At 56.6% G+C, this 14784-nt stretch carries 11 protein-coding genes and 1 pseudogene; 11 read left to right on the top strand and 1 reads right to left on the bottom strand.

Annotated elements, in window-relative coordinates; genetic code table 11:
* Positions 1-24 precede the first annotated feature (24 nt).
* The 3 genes from ACTG27_RS00265 to oxyR all read left to right on the top strand — a co-directional run bounded on the left by ACTG27_RS00265 (position 25) and on the right by oxyR (position 3538).
* Positions 25-669, top strand: coding sequence for a DsbA family protein (locus ACTG27_RS00265; RefSeq protein WP_439978868.1), 645 nt, complete (start codon positions 25-27; stop codon positions 667-669).
* Between the two features lie 172 nt (positions 670-841).
* Complete coding sequence (locus tag ACTG27_RS00270) at positions 842-2482, top strand: methyl-accepting chemotaxis protein (protein WP_158109828.1); 1641 nt, start codon at positions 842-844, stop codon at positions 2480-2482.
* Between the two features lie 156 nt (positions 2483-2638).
* Complete coding sequence (gene oxyR / locus ACTG27_RS00275; protein ID WP_021229787.1) at positions 2639-3538, top strand: DNA-binding transcriptional regulator OxyR; 900 nt, start codon at positions 2639-2641, stop codon at positions 3536-3538.
* Positions 3539-3587: 49 nt separating this feature from the next.
* On the opposite strand, the gene ACTG27_RS00280 is transcribed toward oxyR, so the two are convergent.
* Complete coding sequence (locus tag ACTG27_RS00280) at positions 3588-6059, bottom strand: penicillin-binding protein 1A (RefSeq protein WP_042054572.1); 2472 nt, start codon at positions 6057-6059, stop codon at positions 3588-3590.
* Positions 6060-6359: 300 nt separating this feature from the next.
* Between ACTG27_RS00280 and tapM the strand changes: the two genes are divergently transcribed.
* The 8 genes and pseudogenes from tapM to ACTG27_RS00320 all read left to right on the top strand — a co-directional run bounded on the left by tapM (position 6360) and on the right by ACTG27_RS00320 (position 14731).
* Positions 6360-7421 (top strand): PilM family type IVa pilus assembly protein TapM, encoded by a 1062-nt coding sequence (gene tapM, locus ACTG27_RS00285; RefSeq protein ID WP_005335023.1) that lies wholly within the window; start codon positions 6360-6362, stop codon positions 7419-7421.
* Positions 7409-7986 (top strand): annotated as a pseudogene (gene tapN, locus ACTG27_RS00290) (PilN family type IV pilus biogenesis protein TapN). Before tapM ends, tapN begins: the two are co-directional and overlap by 13 nt.
* The gene (tapO, locus tag ACTG27_RS00295) at positions 7983-8582 is read left to right on the top strand and encodes a PilO family type IV pilus biogenesis protein TapO (RefSeq protein WP_019446350.1); all 600 of its coding nucleotides are present in this window, start codon (positions 7983-7985) and stop codon (positions 8580-8582) included. The pseudogene tapN and the gene tapO overlap by 4 nt, the downstream one beginning before the upstream one ends.
* Positions 8579-9112 carry a pilus assembly protein PilP gene (locus ACTG27_RS00300; protein WP_005335020.1) on the top strand — a complete coding sequence of 178 codons (534 nt, stop codon included), beginning with the start codon at positions 8579-8581 and terminating at the stop codon, positions 9110-9112. Before tapO ends, ACTG27_RS00300 begins: the two co-directional genes overlap by 4 nt.
* Positions 9113-9128: 16 nt before the next feature.
* Entirely contained in the window at positions 9129-11354 is a 2226-nt protein-coding gene (pilQ, locus tag ACTG27_RS00305; RefSeq protein WP_368152243.1) for a type IV pilus secretin PilQ, read from the top strand.
* A gap of 191 nt (positions 11355-11545) precedes the next feature.
* Entirely contained in the window at positions 11546-12064 is a 519-nt protein-coding gene (gene aroK / locus ACTG27_RS00310) for a shikimate kinase AroK (protein ID WP_005335014.1), read from the top strand.
* A gap of 14 nt (positions 12065-12078) precedes the next feature.
* Positions 12079-13161 carry a 3-dehydroquinate synthase gene (gene aroB, locus ACTG27_RS00315; RefSeq protein WP_439978870.1) on the top strand — a complete coding sequence of 361 codons (1083 nt, stop codon included), beginning with the start codon at positions 12079-12081 and terminating at the stop codon, positions 13159-13161.
* Positions 13151-14731, top strand: coding sequence for an SPOR domain-containing protein (locus ACTG27_RS00320; protein WP_439978871.1), 1581 nt, complete (start codon positions 13151-13153; stop codon positions 14729-14731). Before aroB ends, ACTG27_RS00320 begins: the two co-directional genes overlap by 11 nt.
* Positions 14732-14784: the final 53 nt, after the last annotated feature.

Below are 14784 nucleotides of genomic sequence, written 5' to 3' on the forward strand. Positions count from 1 at the left end.
TTTTTATCCGAGATTGAAGCGAGAATGAAGATGAGCGAACAACAAACCACCCTCCATTATGTCTATGACCCGCTCTGTGGCTGGTGCTACGGTGCCGCCCCCCTGTTGCAGGCGGCAGCCACCATGGCCGGACTCAAGATCGAGCTGCATGCGGGCGGTCTCTGGATGGGTAGTCGCCGTCAGCCTATGGGCGAGGCATTGCGTGATTATGTGCGCCCCCATGATCAGCGGATCGAAGCGCTGACCGGCCAGCATTTTGGCGAACGCTACTTTAACGAACTGCTGCTGCGGGAAGGCTGTCTGCTGGACTCCGAGTCGCCGATCCGTGCGGTTTTGGCCGTCACGGCGTTGGGGGGCGATGGGCTGGTCATGTTGCACCGGATCCAGCAATCCCACTATCGGGACGGGATCTGGATTGGTGAGCCAGCGTTTTTAGCCACGCTGGCGGCAGAGCAGGGGATTGCAGCCGAGGCATTCCAGCAAGCTTATCTGCAGGCCCCCTTGCTGCAACATCTGGCAGATAGCCAGGGCTGGATGAAACGGCTGGGTGGTCAGGGTTATCCCACCCTTGGGTTGATGCACAACGGTAAGGTGAGTGCTGTTCGAGTGGCTGACTTTTTGGGCGATCCTGCCGGGTTGCGTCAGCATCTTCTTGAGTTGATGGAATAGTTATTAGAATGTGAACGGACAAGGTCTCTTTAGAATTGGAATGAACGGGCCGATATTCCTGTATGCAGAAGCGATATGAAAGCCTTCGACTTTCTGCTTGCAGACTATGCTCTATGTGACCATTCCCGGCGGATGTTGCGGGAGTGCAGACTCATTTCAAGGAAGCCCCCATATGTTCAAAAACATGTCTATCGGCCAGAAACTGAGTGCCGGATTCGCCATCCTGGCACTGCTGGTACTGGGCTTGGCCTGGTTCTCCATCAGCCAGTTGGCAAAGCTCTATGGTGATACCGAAACCATCACTGACAACCTGCTCCCGTCAACCCGCTATGCCAGCCAGATGCATGTTGCGATTCTGGATGCGCGCCGCTCAGAGCTGGCCCAGGTCATTGGTGGTCTGAACAAGGATGATCAAGAGGTAAGCGATCGCACTCTGACCTTTAATAAGGCCAAGCAGGAGTTTGAACAAGCCGCCCAAAAATACGGTGCTTTACCTTTCACTACTGGTGAAGAGAAACAGGTTTATGAGCAGGTGGTTGCGGCGGGGGCCAAGTATTTTGCGGTGCATGACCAACTGTTGAGCGCCTTCGCTGCTGGCGATCTGGAGCGAGTCAGAAGTCTGCGCAAAAACGAAACCCGGGTCGCTCTGGAGGAGGTGGGAGCAAAATCCTTCCGCTTGCGGGAAATCAATAACGAGATTGCGGCCCAGATGACAAAAGATGTGGAGGCGCTCTACAGCAGTGCCAGAACCATGAGCGTCATCGTCAGTCTGGTGACGCTGGGTTTTGTGGTGGCAATTGCCTGGCTGCTGACTGGTCAGATCCGCAACCCCGTGATGGCGTTACTGGAACAGACCCGTCGTGTCTCCTCTGGTGATCTCACCTCCCGTATCGATATGCAGCAGTTCAACAATGATGAACTGGGAACCCTTGCCAAAGGGTTTGGTGAGATGCAGACCAATCTGCGCACCCTGGTGAGTGAAGTGTCGGGATCTGTGGTTCAACTGAGTTCCGCTGCGGAGGAGATCAGCTCTGTTGCCAGCCAGTCAGCCAACAATATGAATGCTCAGCAACATGAGCTGAACCAGCTGGCGACGGCGATGAACGAGATGCAGGCTACGGTGCAGGAGGTCTCTCGCAACACCAGCGATGCGGCCAGTGCCGCCACCTCGGCCAGCGAAACGGCAGAGATTGGTGCGCAAACGGTGAATGACTCCATTCTGCGCATCGAGCGGGTCGCCGGTGCTATCGAGAGCACTGCGGTGGTGATCCGCCAACTGGGCGATGACAGCCGCAATATCGGTATGGTGCTGGAGGTGATCCGCGGTATTGCCGAACAGACCAACCTGCTGGCATTGAACGCCGCCATTGAAGCGGCCCGTGCCGGTGAGCAGGGGCGGGGGTTTGCGGTGGTGGCCGATGAGGTGCGTACTCTGGCCAAGCGCACTCAGGACTCCACCTCCCAGATCAACACCATCATTGCCGAGTTGCAGCAGCGTGCCGAACAGGCCGGCAGTACAATGCAACAGAGTCAGGAGCTGATGAACACCACGGTTGCTACCGCGCGGGAAGCTGGCGAGTCCATCTCCCAGATCAGTGGCTCGGTCAGCAGCATCTCCCACATGAACATCCAGATTGCAACGGCCACGGAAGAGCAGGGCGCGGTGAGCGAGGAGCTCAACCGCAACGTGGTCAATATCAGTCATGCTTCCGAAGAGGTGGCTGCCGGTGCCACCCAGATGGCTCAGGCGTGCAACGAGCTGAACCATCTGGCTACCCAGCTGCAGGATATGGTGCGCCGTTTCAGGGTGTAATCCATCGGCGAGTCAAACAGCCCGATTACCGCAAGGTGATCGGGCTTTTCTGTTTTGGAGGGGCAGCCAGAGAGGCTCACTGCAAGTGGATGACTTGTCCCGCCGGACGATATTGTGCATGCTGATGGCCCATTTTCCAGGCAGGACTCTTGCTGTATGAATCTTCGCGATCTCGAATATCTGGTGGCGCTGGATGAGGAAAAACATTTTCGCAAAGCCGCTGAACGCTGCTTTGTCAGTCAACCCACCCTGAGCGGCCAGCTGCGCAAGCTGGAAGATGAACTCGGGGTCATTCTGATCGAACGTACCTCGCGCAAGGTGCTGTTTACTCCGGCTGGCGATGCCATGGCCCATCAGGCGCGTCGGGTGCTCAAGGAGGTGCGCGAGCTCAAGAGCATCGGTCAGCACTTCTCCGAGCCGATGTCCGGGGAGATCCATATCGGTTTCATTCCGACCGTGGGCCCCTACCTGTTGCCCCGCATTATCCAGACCCTGCGTGAGCGTTTCCCCCAGCTGGAGTTCTACCTCTATGAGGAGCAGACCCAAACCCTGCTCAAGCGGTTGGAAGAGGGGGAGCTGGATTGCGTCATTCTGGCCGAGATGCCGGGGATGGAGGGATTTGGCTCAATCCAGCTCTACCACGAGCCGATGTGGCTGGCGGTGCCTTGCCATCACCCCGAAGCACAGGCCAGACAGGTGCCACTCGGTAATCTCAAGGGCAAGAAATTGCTGATGCTGGCTGATGGCCACTGTTTGCGGGATCAGGCGATGGGATTCTGTTTCGCCGGCGGGATAGGTGAGGATCAACGCTTCAAGGGGACCAGTCTGGAGACGCTGCGCAACATGGTGGCCGCCGGTAGCGGCATGACCCTGGTGCCAAAGCTGGCTGTACCTGCTGATCATGATGAGGGAGGGGTGAGCTATCGACCTGTGGTTGACCCTGTGCCGGGGCGTACCATCTCGCTGCTCTATCGCCACTACTCGGTGCGTCGCCCCTGTTTCAACGAGCTGGCCGCCTCGATCGCCACGCTGATGACCAAGCAGTTGGCCCAATAAAAAAACCGGCAGCCAAGGCTGCCGGTTTTGCTTCTGCCGCGAGAGCAGCTTAGAAGATATCGTCGGTTGAGACAGGCCCTTCCACATCGGGGTTGTCACCGCCGTAGACCTGATTGCCATCCGAGCTCGGTGCTGCGTAGCGGGTCGGTTCGGTCCCTTCCTTGAAGTATTCGTCGGTGCCGCCACTGGTCGCCAGCAGGCCGGTTTCGCTATCAATCTTCACCGTCATGATCCCTTCGGGAACCGGCATTTTGTGCTCCGGCAGTTTTTTGAGGGCGACTTTCATGAAGTCGATCCAGATAGGCTGCGCGGCGCCACCACCAAACTCGGCACGGCCAAGGCCACGCTGGTGGTTGTCAAAACCGATCCATGAGGTAGCAACGATGTCCGGGGTGTAGCCGGAGAACCAGGCATCCCGCGATTCGTTGGTGGTACCGGTTTTACCGGAGATGTCGTGACGTTTCAGGTCGCGGGCTGCACGCCAGCCGGTACCACGCCAGCCGTTGCCACCCCAGATGGCTGTGCTCAGGGTGTCGGTGATCAGGAATGCACTCTGGGCACTGATGGTATGCGGGGCGATGGTTGGCGCGAGAGGGGTCTGCGTGCCATCTTGTGCGGCTCCATCAACAGTTGGTTCCGGCAGTGTGCTCTGCTCGGGGGCGGCCTGCTGTTCGCAGGTGGTGCAAGCAATAGCAGGATTGGCCTGATAGAGGGTGTTCTCCAGACTGTCGGTCACTTTGTCGATGAAGTATGGGGTCACCAGGAAGCCACCGTTGGCCAGTACCGAGTAACCACGCACTACCTCGAGGGGGGTGAATTCGGCAGCACCCAGCGCCAGCGACTCATGGGGAGAGATGAAGTCGCGGGGGAAGCCAAAGCGGGTCAGACCGTCGATATAGGTATCCAGACCGATGGCGCGCATCAGTCGAACCGACATCACGTTCTTGGACTTGGCCAGACCCAGACGCAGCGGGGTGGGGCCATCATAAACGGCCGGGGAGTTCTTGGGCTGCCACATGGGCCCTTTTGACGGATCCCACTGGTTGATCGGCGCATCGTTGATGAGCGACGCCAGGGTATAGCCATGCTCCAGCGCGGTCGCATAGAGGAAGGGCTTGATATTGGAACCGATCTGGCGGCGTGCCTGATCGACCCGGTTGAATTTGGATAGTTCGAAGCTGAAACCACCGACTAGTGCTTCCAGTGCCCCATTTTTCGGGTTCATGGCAACCAGCGCGGCGTTGACGTCCGGGATTTGGGCCAGCAGCAACTCTTCGCCCTCTTCCCGCACCCAGATCTGGGCGCCGACTTTCAGCACATCGCGCGCCGATTTCGGGGCATAGCTCTGACGGTCGTCGGTAATAAAGGAGCGAGCCCATTTGATGCCATTCCAGCCGAGCTCTGCTTCCTTGCCATTCTTCAGTACCAGCGTGGCGCTGCGATCACCGAGCTTGGTCACGACTGCCGCCATCAGCGGATCATAAGTGGGCTGCTTGCCAAGGTGAGCGACGATCTGCTCGTAATCCCAGGCTGTCTCGCCAGCCTTCCACAACTGAGCCGTCGGGCCGCGATAGCCGTGGCGCATATCATAGGCAAAAACGCCATCCAGCAGCGCCTGTCTGGCTGCCCGCTGACGTTCGGCAGAGACGGTAGTGTAGACGTGCAGGCCCATGGTGTAAGCATCTTCACCGAACTGCTCGACCATCTTCTGGCGCACCATTTCACCAAGATAGGGGGCGTGCAGGGTCACTTCGGCGCCGTGAAAACGGGCCTTGATCGGCATCTTGGACGCTTCGTCAAACTGGGCCTGAGTGATCTTGCCGGTTTCCAGCATCCGGCCCAGCACCACGTTGCGGCGAGCAAAGGCGCGTTCGGGGGAGCGGATGGGGTTGAGCATGGAGGGGGCTTTCGGCAGACCGGCAATGATGGCGATCTCGTCCAGTCCCAGATCCTTGACCTCTTTACCAAAGTAAACCTGTGCCGCAGCACCGATCCCGAAGGAGCGATAACCGAGGGGGATTTTGTTGAGGTAGAGTTCGAGGATCTCGTCTTTTGAGAGATTCTGCTCGATCCGCCAGGCAAGGAAGACCTCCTTGATCTTGCGGATGATGGTCTTCTCATTGCTCAGGAAGAAGTTGCGGGCAACCTGCTGGGTGATGGTACTGGCCCCCTGACGGGCATGGCCGGAAACAGCCCAGACGGATGCAGCTCGAATGATACCTATCGGGTCAATGCCCGGGTGCTCATAGAAACGTGCATCTTCGGTCGCCAGTACGGCATCGATCATGGGTTGCGGAATTTCGTCCAGACGCAGCGGAATGCGACGAATTTCGCCATATTGGGCGATCAACTCCCCATCCCGGCTGTAAACTCGCATCGGGGTTGCCAGCTTGACGTCACGCAGTGCGGTGACATCGGGCAGTTGGGGTTTGATATAGAAGTAGATACCGATGAGGCTGGCAACACCCAGCACTGCACCCAGCATCATGACAATAAACAGGCGAACGAGCCATTTCAGCATGGAAGAACTACCAATCGTCTTAAAATTAGCCAACGGGCGCAGAGTATAGCCCTTTTGCCATCGGGAATTCGAGGTTTTCCTGTGGCGAGCCACCCACCTCAAAAGGATGCGAGAGGTTAGCACTACAGGGAGCAATTACCAAGGAGGGCCACTTGCCATGAAGAAAGCGAGATGGGTCACTTTTCGGCATAAACTTTATGACATTGATAGTTAGAGCATTTAGGATGAGTGAAGCACTCCTCTGATCGGGTGTCCTACACTCTGTTCAGGAATAAAACCAAATAACGCATGGATGTGTATATGTTTGGGCTTTTTAACAAGGGATCCCTCCTCCCTCTGGTGGGCATTGATTTCGGCAGCCAGACCATCAAGGCCGTTACCCTCAGTGGCCGACCCGGCAAGCTTCATCTCGAATCGGTCGCCGATATTGCCACCCCGAAAGGGACGCTGGTTGACTATCAATTGCAGGATATCGAGCGTGTCAGCCAATCTCTCAAGACTCTCAAGCGCCTGATCCCAACTCACAGCGACTATGCCGCCACTGCGGTGACCGGGTCCAACGTGATAACCAAGGTGATCCAGATTGATGCCCGCCTCAGCGACAAGGAGCTGGAGAATCAGGTGCAGCTGGAGGCCGAGCAGATCATTCCCTTCCCCCTCGATGAAGTGAGTCTCGATTTTGAGGTGCTGAGCACCAACAACAGTGAAGATCGTCAAGATGTGCTGCTGAGCGCAGCCCGCACCGAGAGTGTCAACGGCCGGGTCAGCGCCCTTGCCGAAGCCGGTATTGCCGTCAAGGTGGTGGATGTGGGGGCCCATGCGTTGGGCCGTGCCGTGGTGGCCTGTCTGCCCGAATTGCAGGAGAGTGAACGGCCGATCGGGGTGATAGATATCGGTGCCAGTGCCATGACCTTTGCGGCGCTGGTCAAGGGAGAGGTGATCTACTCCCGCTTGCAAAACTTCGGCGGCGATCAGTACAGCCAGGCGCTCTCCTCCTTTTATGGCATGACGCTGGATGAGGCTGAGCAGGCTAAAACCAAAGGTACCTTGCCTGTTGACCATGAGCTGGATGTGCTGATGCCCCACATCAACTCGCTGCTGCAGCAAGTGCGGCGCAATATCCAGCTCTTTTGCAGTTCATCCGGTTATCGCGACATCGCAAAACTGGTGCTGACGGGGGGAGGCAGTCTGCTACCCGGTTTGTTGGTACAGGTAAAAGAAGAGGTCAATTGCGAGGTGTTGCACCCGGATCTGTTCGCTCTGTTTGGCAAACCGAAAGGGGAGGCAGAACTGGTACATGGCGCTAAATATATGACGGCATTCGGGTTGGCTCTGAGGAGTTTCACACCATGTCAAATATAAACCTTCTGCCCTGGCGTGAAGCCCGTGCCCAGCGCCAAAAGAAACAGTTCGGGGCTTTGCTTGGGATTTTTGTGCTGGCCACGGTCGCGCTGGGATTTTTTGCCAACTGGCTGGTTGATCGCCAGATCGTCGCCCAGCAGCAGCGCAACCAGCGGCTGGTTCAGGAGATGACTATTCTGGATGCCCAACTGGGGGAGATCCGTCTGCTCAAAGAGCGTCGCAAGGAACTGATCGATCGGATGCAGCTCATCGAGCAGTTGCAGATGCGACGCAATGTGCCCGTCCGCCTCTTCAATCAGCTGCCTTCACTGGTGCCCAACGGGGTTTACCTCAACACCCTTTCGATGCAAAACAATATTATTGATGTTAATGGCAGACCGAAGCCTATGGCCGGGTAGCCAGCATGATGCGGCGGATTGATGGTTCCGGCTGGTTGGGCCAGGCAAAGATAAGCACTATTTTTGCGGCTGATATTGCGCCAGTGTCATTGAGCCAGTTTTCCATGATGTTCCTGATCGCCAACAATGCTGCGGCTGCAGGGAATGTGGCCAAGGAGCAACAATGAATCTTCAGCAACTCAACGAGCTGGATATCAATGACATAGCAAGCTGGCCAAAATGGGCAAAAGGGGTCTTCATCTTTTTCTGCTGCGTGTTGACCGGTGGCGCCATCTACTACTACGTGATTGCCAACTCACTGACCAGTTTGACTCAGGAAGCGGGGAAGGAGACCGAACTGAAAGCCCAGTTTGAAAGCAAGGCGATGCTGGCTGCCAACCTGGGGGCATACAAGGCGCAAATGGTTCAGCTTGAGCAACTGGTTGATACCCAGCTCAAGCAGTTGCCCAATACCCATGAGGTCGCCGGTCTGCTGGACGATATCAGCTTTATTGCTACCGACAACGGCTTGAAATTGAACCGGATCAACTGGGAGCCAGAGGTAAAGCACGAGTTTTCAACCGAGCTACCAATGCGTATCGAAGTCGTGGGCACTTACCATGAAATTGGCAAGTTTACCGCTGACATGGCCGCTTTGCCCCGTATCGTCATTCTTGACTCTTTCACTCTGGGTCAGAGCAAGGATGAAGGGGAGCTGATTTCGATGTCGATGCTGGCAAAGACCTACAAGTACAACGGTAAAACAGTGGAGCCGAAACAATGAGACGCATCTGCTGGTTGTTACCTGCCCTCTTGCTGGCGGCGTGTGGTGGCCAGGAGGACATGGATAGCTATGTCGCCCAGACCAAAGCAAGGCCGCCCATACCTATCGAGCCCTTGCCCGAGCTGAAGCCTTTTGCCCCCATGCACTACCAGCAACGCGAGTTGCGCAGCCCCTTCATGGTTCCTCAGCCTGAGGCGACGGTCGGAAGTACAAGCACTGCCAAGGCCCAGCCGGATTGTGCTCAGACCCTGATGGATCGTGAGAAAGAGGTGCTGGAAAATTATTCGCTGGCCAGTCTGTCGATGCATGGTTCTTTGGGTAAGGCAGGTCAGTTGTGGGCCTTGATCAGCACCCCAGATGGCAAATCGATGCGGGTCGGACTCAACCAGTATATGGGGCTTGATCAGGGCCGAGTCATCAAGATCACTGACACTGCCGTGGATTTGCTGGAAACCATTCCGGACGGGAAGGGGTGCTGGGTAACAAGAGAAACCCAGTTGGCAATGGCCAATGTGCAAGAAAAACAATAATCAGGGACGAACAGCAATGAGAACAACAATAGAGAGTGTATCCAAAGTGGCTTTGCTGTTTTGCGCCAGCGCCCTCAGTCAGGCGTGGGCAGTGGCAACCCTGCAGGAGATCAAGGTCAATCCGCTGCTGGCCGATCAATTGCTGGTGGAGCTCAGTTTTAGTGAGCCTGTCACGGGCTTTACCGATCGTCTCTCTTACCAACCCAATCAGCTGTTGTTGCATGTTCCCGGTGCGGTAGGGGCGCTGAAAGTGAACCCGCTGCCGATCCAGCGCCTGGGGGTAGATAATATCAAGGTTGAGGGTAAGGGCGCAGGTCTGGATATCAAGATAGCACTCGATCAGCTTGCTCCCTATCAGGTGCAGCAACAGGGGAACAAATTACTGGTGTCATTGGGCGAGGGGGCCTCTTCCGGGCTCATCAATGGTGAGAGCGCCCTGATTGCACCCGCAACCTCGGCTACTCCTGTGCCAGCGCCCTCTGCGATGGCGGCCACACCCTCTCCCTCGGCGCTGCTCAATCCTCAAGTCGTTGCCCGGTCTATGCCTGTTGCACCCGTGACAACGCCGGTAGCCACACAGCCTGCCAGCAAGCCGGTGCTTAACAACTATCAGAGCAGTGGGGACGGCGCCTATTTCAACTCGGTTACCGGTGTGGATTTTCGTCGTGGTAAAGATGGCCAGGGGGAGTTTCTGGTTACGCTGGATAACAGCTCAGCCGCTGTTGATGTGAGCAGCCGCGGTCAGACCGTACTGGCCAAGTTTCATGGTACTCGGGTACCGGATGGTTTGCTTAATCTGATCAACGTGCAGGATTTTGCAACGCCGGTCTCTCAGGTTGAAGTCTCCCGGCAGGGGAGCGATACCCTGTTTGAACTGTCGATCAATGGTCAGTTTGATTACCGTTACGATCAGGCTGACAAGCTCTTCATTATCGAGGTGAAAAAGCGGACGACGGCCACGGCATCCAAGCAGTATCAGGGAAAGCCCATCTCATTGAACTTTCAGGATATTCCAGTCCGTACCGTATTGCAGCTTATTGCCGATTTCAACAACCTTAACTTGGTAACCACAGATTCGGTATCAGGCAATATTACCCTGCGTCTGGATGGGGTGCCGTGGGAGCAGGCGCTCGACATTATTTTGAAAGTGCGGGGTCTGGATAAACGACTGGACAACAACATTCTGCTGGTGGCTCCTGCGGAAGAGATCGCAACACGCGAGAAGCAGCAACTTGAGAGCCGCAATCAGGTCGCAGATTTGGCGCAGCTCTATACCGAATATCTGCAGATAAACTATGCCAAGGCCTCGGAAGTGGCAGCCCTGCTCTCTTCCGAAAGTACCAAGTTACTGTCACCCCGTGGTGCGGTGAGCGTTGACGAGCGAACCAACGTGCTGGTGGTCAAGGATACCGCCGATGTCATCAGCAGCATCAAACGGATGCTCGATATTCTCGATATTCCGGTCAAGCAGGTGGTTATCGAGGCGCGGATGGTGACCATTGATGACGGTTTTGATGAAGCGCTCGGGGTGCGGTGGGGGGTGACCAAGAATGATGGTCATGGCAACAGTACGTCCGGTTCCATAGCGGGGAATGATGGCTCTGGTAACAACAATGGTGGCTCGACAATTACCAGACCGACAGCAGACGATCGGTTGAACGTCAACCTGCCGGTGACCAATGCGGCCGGTACTTTGGCCTTCCAGGTTGCCCGTTTGGCTGATGGTACCTTGCTGGATCTCGAGTTGTCGGCGCTGGAAAAAGAGAGCAAGGCCGAGATTATCGCTAGTCCGCGCGTGACCACGGCGAACCAGAAACCGGCATTGATCGAGCAGGGTACCGAGATCCCCTATGTGGAGTCCTCTTCCAGTGGCGCTACCTCGGTAACCTTCAAGAAGGCGGTATTGAGCCTGAAGGTTACCCCGCAGATCACCCCTGACAATCGGGTGATTCTCGACCTGACCGTAACCCAGGATACCAAGGGTGAAACGGTACCGACCGGCACCGGTGATGCGGTTTCCATCAACGCCCAGTCCATCACCACTCAGGTGTTGGTGAACAATGGCGAGACCCTGGTGTTGGGCGGCATCTATCAGCAGACCATCAAGAGCGATGTGACCAAGGTGCCGCTGCTTGGCGATATCCCCGGATTGGGGGCCCTGTTCCGCAAGACCACCAGCGAGAACAAAAAGCGAGAGTTGCTGATTTTCGTGACGCCCAAGATAGTCACCGACGCCTTCTGAATGCTTTACATGTGAGGGTAAAACACATATAACCTTACGCCCCAATGAGGCTGGGGCGTAAGGGCTGCGGTTGCCAGTCCCGATATCTATTGAGATAATCCCCCTCCTGATCCATCGCAAGATAAGGTTCATAGGTACCCCGATCCAGTATTCATCGGGGTCGTACAGTTTGTAATTACTAACGAAAAGACATGGCTGAGAAACGCAATATTTTCCTGATAGGTCCCATGGGTGCGGGCAAGAGCACCATAGGTAGACATCTGGCAGAACAACTGCATATGGAGTTTTTCGACTCAGATCATGAGATTGAGCGCCGCAGTGGTGCTGATATCGGCTGGGTGTTCGATGTTGAAGGCGAAGAAGGTTTCCGGATTCGCGAAGAGAAGGTGATCGGCGAATTGTCAGAGCAGCAGGGTATCGTGCTGGCGACGGGTGGCGGTGCCATCAAGAGTCGCGAAACCCGCAACAAGTTGTCTGCTCGTGGCATCGTGGTCTACCTCGAAACCACTATTGAAAAGCAGCTGGCGCGCACACAGCGAGACAAACGCCGCCCTCTGCTACAGACCGAAGAACCGGCACGCGAAGTGCTGGAACGTCTGGCACAAGAGCGCAATGCCCTGTATGAAGAGGTTGCCGACTTTGTTGTGCACACCGATGACCAGAGCGCAAAAATCGTTGCCAATCAAATTGTAAAGCTGATCGGTATGTAATCTAGAGGACGTCCATGGAACGGTTGAAGGTCGAACTGGGTGAGCGCAGCTATCCCATCGAGATAGCTGCAGGGTTGTTGCAGCGCCCCGAGGCGCTGGTCTCGACCATCAAGGGCAAGCGGGTGATGATAGTGACCAACACGGTCGTTGCTCCGATTTATCTTGAACGGGTAACCGCTCTGCTGTCGGGTTTTCAGGTTGAACACCTGATCCTGCCTGACGGCGAGGCATACAAGAACCTGGCGACCTTTGAGCAGATCATGTCTGCTCTGCTTGAAACCAACCATGGGCGCGATACGACACTGATCGCTCTGGGGGGCGGCGTGATCGGGGATGTGGTGGGCTTTGCGGCAGCAAGCTATCAACGTGGCATTCCTTTTATCCAGATCCCGACCACTCTGCTCTCCCAGGTTGACTCCTCTGTCGGCGGTAAAACCGCTGTCAACCACCCCCTCGGCAAGAACATGATTGGGGCTTTTTATCAGCCCAAACAAGTTGTTATCGATACCGAATGTCTGAGTACCTTGCCAGCCCGCGAATTTGCCGCAGGGATGGCCGAGGTGATCAAGTACGGCATCATTTGGGATGCTGATTTCTTCAGATGGCTGGAGCAGAACATGGTGCGTCTGCAACAGCTGGAACCTGCCGCGCTGGCCTACGCCATCAAACGCTGCTGCGAGATCAAAGCCGATGTGGTCGGTCAGGATGAGACCGAGCACGGCGTCCGTGCGCTGCTCAATCTGGGCCACACCTTTGGTCATGCCATCGAGGCCGAGCAGGGGTATGGCAACTGGCTGCACGGTGAGGCAGTATCCGCCGGCACCATGCTGGCTGCCCGGACTGCGCAGGCCCGTGGCGATATGAGCGAAGCGGACGTTGCGCGAGTGCACGCCCTGCTGCTGGCCGCCAATCTGCCCATTCATGCGCCTGCCGAGATGGATTTCGCCGCCTTTATTCGCCATATGCGCCGTGACAAGAAGGTGCTGGAAGGCAAGCTGCGTCTGGTGTTGCCGGTTGGTATCGGCCATGCGCAGGTGGTGGGGGATGTGTCCGATGCCGAGTTGCTGGCGGTGATCGAGTCTGGTCGTGACGAATAAACTGCTAAAACTTCCTTCCCAGCGGCAGCTGGTTGACCGGCTGCTGCATCTGATTGAATTCAATCACCCTTTCATTTTTCTCTCCGGTAAACCCGGTTGTGGTCGCGGTACCCTGTGCGAATCCCTGCTCGGCGTGTTGCCTGAAAAAGTGTGGGTGGTAAGCCTGATTGGTACACCTGCCATGAAGATGGTGGATGTGCGTCAGCTGTTATTGCCACAGGTAGTGGCGCGCCCGCTGTTCAATCCACAGGATGCCCTGGCAGAGAGCTTCTTTCGCATGCTGGAGGGGAGCAAGCCTGCCACCCTGCTGCTGCTGATAGAGCGGGCTGATCAGTTGCCAGCCGAATTGCTGGGAGAGTTGTGGGCGATCATCCGTCATAACGATACCCTGGCGGCGCCCCATCAGCTGGCCATTATCGTCTCGGGCAGTGACGTCTGGTGTCGTACCCAACGACCGCAGCTCAAAGGGCGTGCCATGCCAGCCCTTGAGCTGGAAGTGCCGCCACTGAGCCCGCCCGAGCAGCGCATCTTCTTGTATGAGAAAGCCAAAGAGCTCAAGATCCCGGCGACCCTCTTGCCCAAGCCGCAAGTGGAGGAGATCCTGAAAACGGCGAACGGACATCCGTCCACCATCATGCAGTTACTGGAGGATATCATGACCGACAGAAGGCCCAAGAAGCGTCAGGCGGAGTTGCCTGTCAAGAAGATTGCCACCGCTATCGCGCTGGTCGCTGGCGGCCTGCTGGCATTGAGTTACCTGCTGCCTGCGCTGTTTGACAATGAAAGCAAACCGGCACTGCAGGATCCTGCGCAGAACACGGCATTGCCGATCCCGGTAACGGGAGGCGATCCCCTCACCGCAGGCGGTTCGAATACCGATACCGCTGCACAAGGCGCGCAAAACAGCGATGCAGCAAGCAATCCTAATGGGGTTGTGAAAGATTGGCAGCCGGAGGCGAAAGTGTTGCCCAAGTCGGTGGAGAGCGAAACCGTGACCACCGAATCAACCAATTACGAAGGGCGTCGGGTGGTGATCTCTGACGAGGTCGTGCAAAAGCTGATGACCGAACCCAAGGTGAGCGGCGCTCTGCCTACTGACGTGGTGGACGAGCTGACCGGCAAGAACCCGAGTGGCACAGCCCCCAGTGGTGCAATCGCAACCACGGCGCCAGCCAGTACCGCCAAGGCACAGAATCCGGTGACAACCGCAACGCCTGCGGCCACCACCAAAACCGCCAGCAACGAGCCGGTTGCCGCGCCAGCACCCAAGGTGGCCCTGACACCGGTCGCCACCTTGAACAAGAAGCCGCGCAACCACTACAGCGTTCAGCTGATGGGGGCGAGCAACACCAAGGCGGTGGATCAGTTTGTCGCCGAGCATGGTCTGGCGGGCAAGGTATGGGTCTATCAGACCAAATTCCGTGGCAGCCCCTGGTACGTGGTGCTGCAAGGGGATTATGCCGGTCTGACCCAGGCCAAGAGTGCCATTCGCAAGCTTCCGCCAGCCTTGCTGAAAGGCCAGCCCTGGCCCAAGTCGTTTGCACAGGTACAAAAAGAGCTGAAGCAATAGCCTTGATACCGGATAAGGGGGTAGAATCGTCCCCCTTTTTGGGTCTTGCCTTC

Origin of the sequence: Aeromonas sp. 97A (assembly GCF_051919185.1) — a bacterium.
Lineage (GTDB): Bacteria > Pseudomonadota > Gammaproteobacteria > Enterobacterales > Aeromonadaceae > Aeromonas > Aeromonas veronii.

What these genes read in the sequence shown, in the direction of transcription:
- ACTG27_RS00265 (WP_439978868.1), top strand. Translation starts at nt 25, where the DNA reads ATGAAGATGAGCGAACAACAAACCACCCTCCATTATGTCTATGACCCG.
- ACTG27_RS00270 (WP_158109828.1), top strand. Translation starts at nt 842, where the DNA reads ATGTTCAAAAACATGTCTATCGGCCAGAAACTGAGTGCCGGATTCGCC.
- oxyR (WP_021229787.1), top strand. Translation starts at nt 2,639, where the DNA reads ATGAATCTTCGCGATCTCGAATATCTGGTGGCGCTGGATGAGGAAAAA.
- ACTG27_RS00280 (WP_042054572.1), bottom strand. Translation starts at nt 6,059, where the DNA reads ATGCTGAAATGGCTCGTTCGCCTGTTTATTGTCATGATGCTGGGTGCA.
- tapM (WP_005335023.1), top strand. Translation starts at nt 6,360, where the DNA reads ATGTTTGGGCTTTTTAACAAGGGATCCCTCCTCCCTCTGGTGGGCATT.
- tapO (WP_019446350.1), top strand. Translation starts at nt 7,983, where the DNA reads ATGAATCTTCAGCAACTCAACGAGCTGGATATCAATGACATAGCAAGC.
- ACTG27_RS00300 (WP_005335020.1), top strand. Translation starts at nt 8,579, where the DNA reads ATGAGACGCATCTGCTGGTTGTTACCTGCCCTCTTGCTGGCGGCGTGT.
- pilQ (WP_368152243.1), top strand. Translation starts at nt 9,129, where the DNA reads ATGAGAACAACAATAGAGAGTGTATCCAAAGTGGCTTTGCTGTTTTGC.
- aroK (WP_005335014.1), top strand. Translation starts at nt 11,546, where the DNA reads ATGGCTGAGAAACGCAATATTTTCCTGATAGGTCCCATGGGTGCGGGC.
- aroB (WP_439978870.1), top strand. Translation starts at nt 12,079, where the DNA reads ATGGAACGGTTGAAGGTCGAACTGGGTGAGCGCAGCTATCCCATCGAG.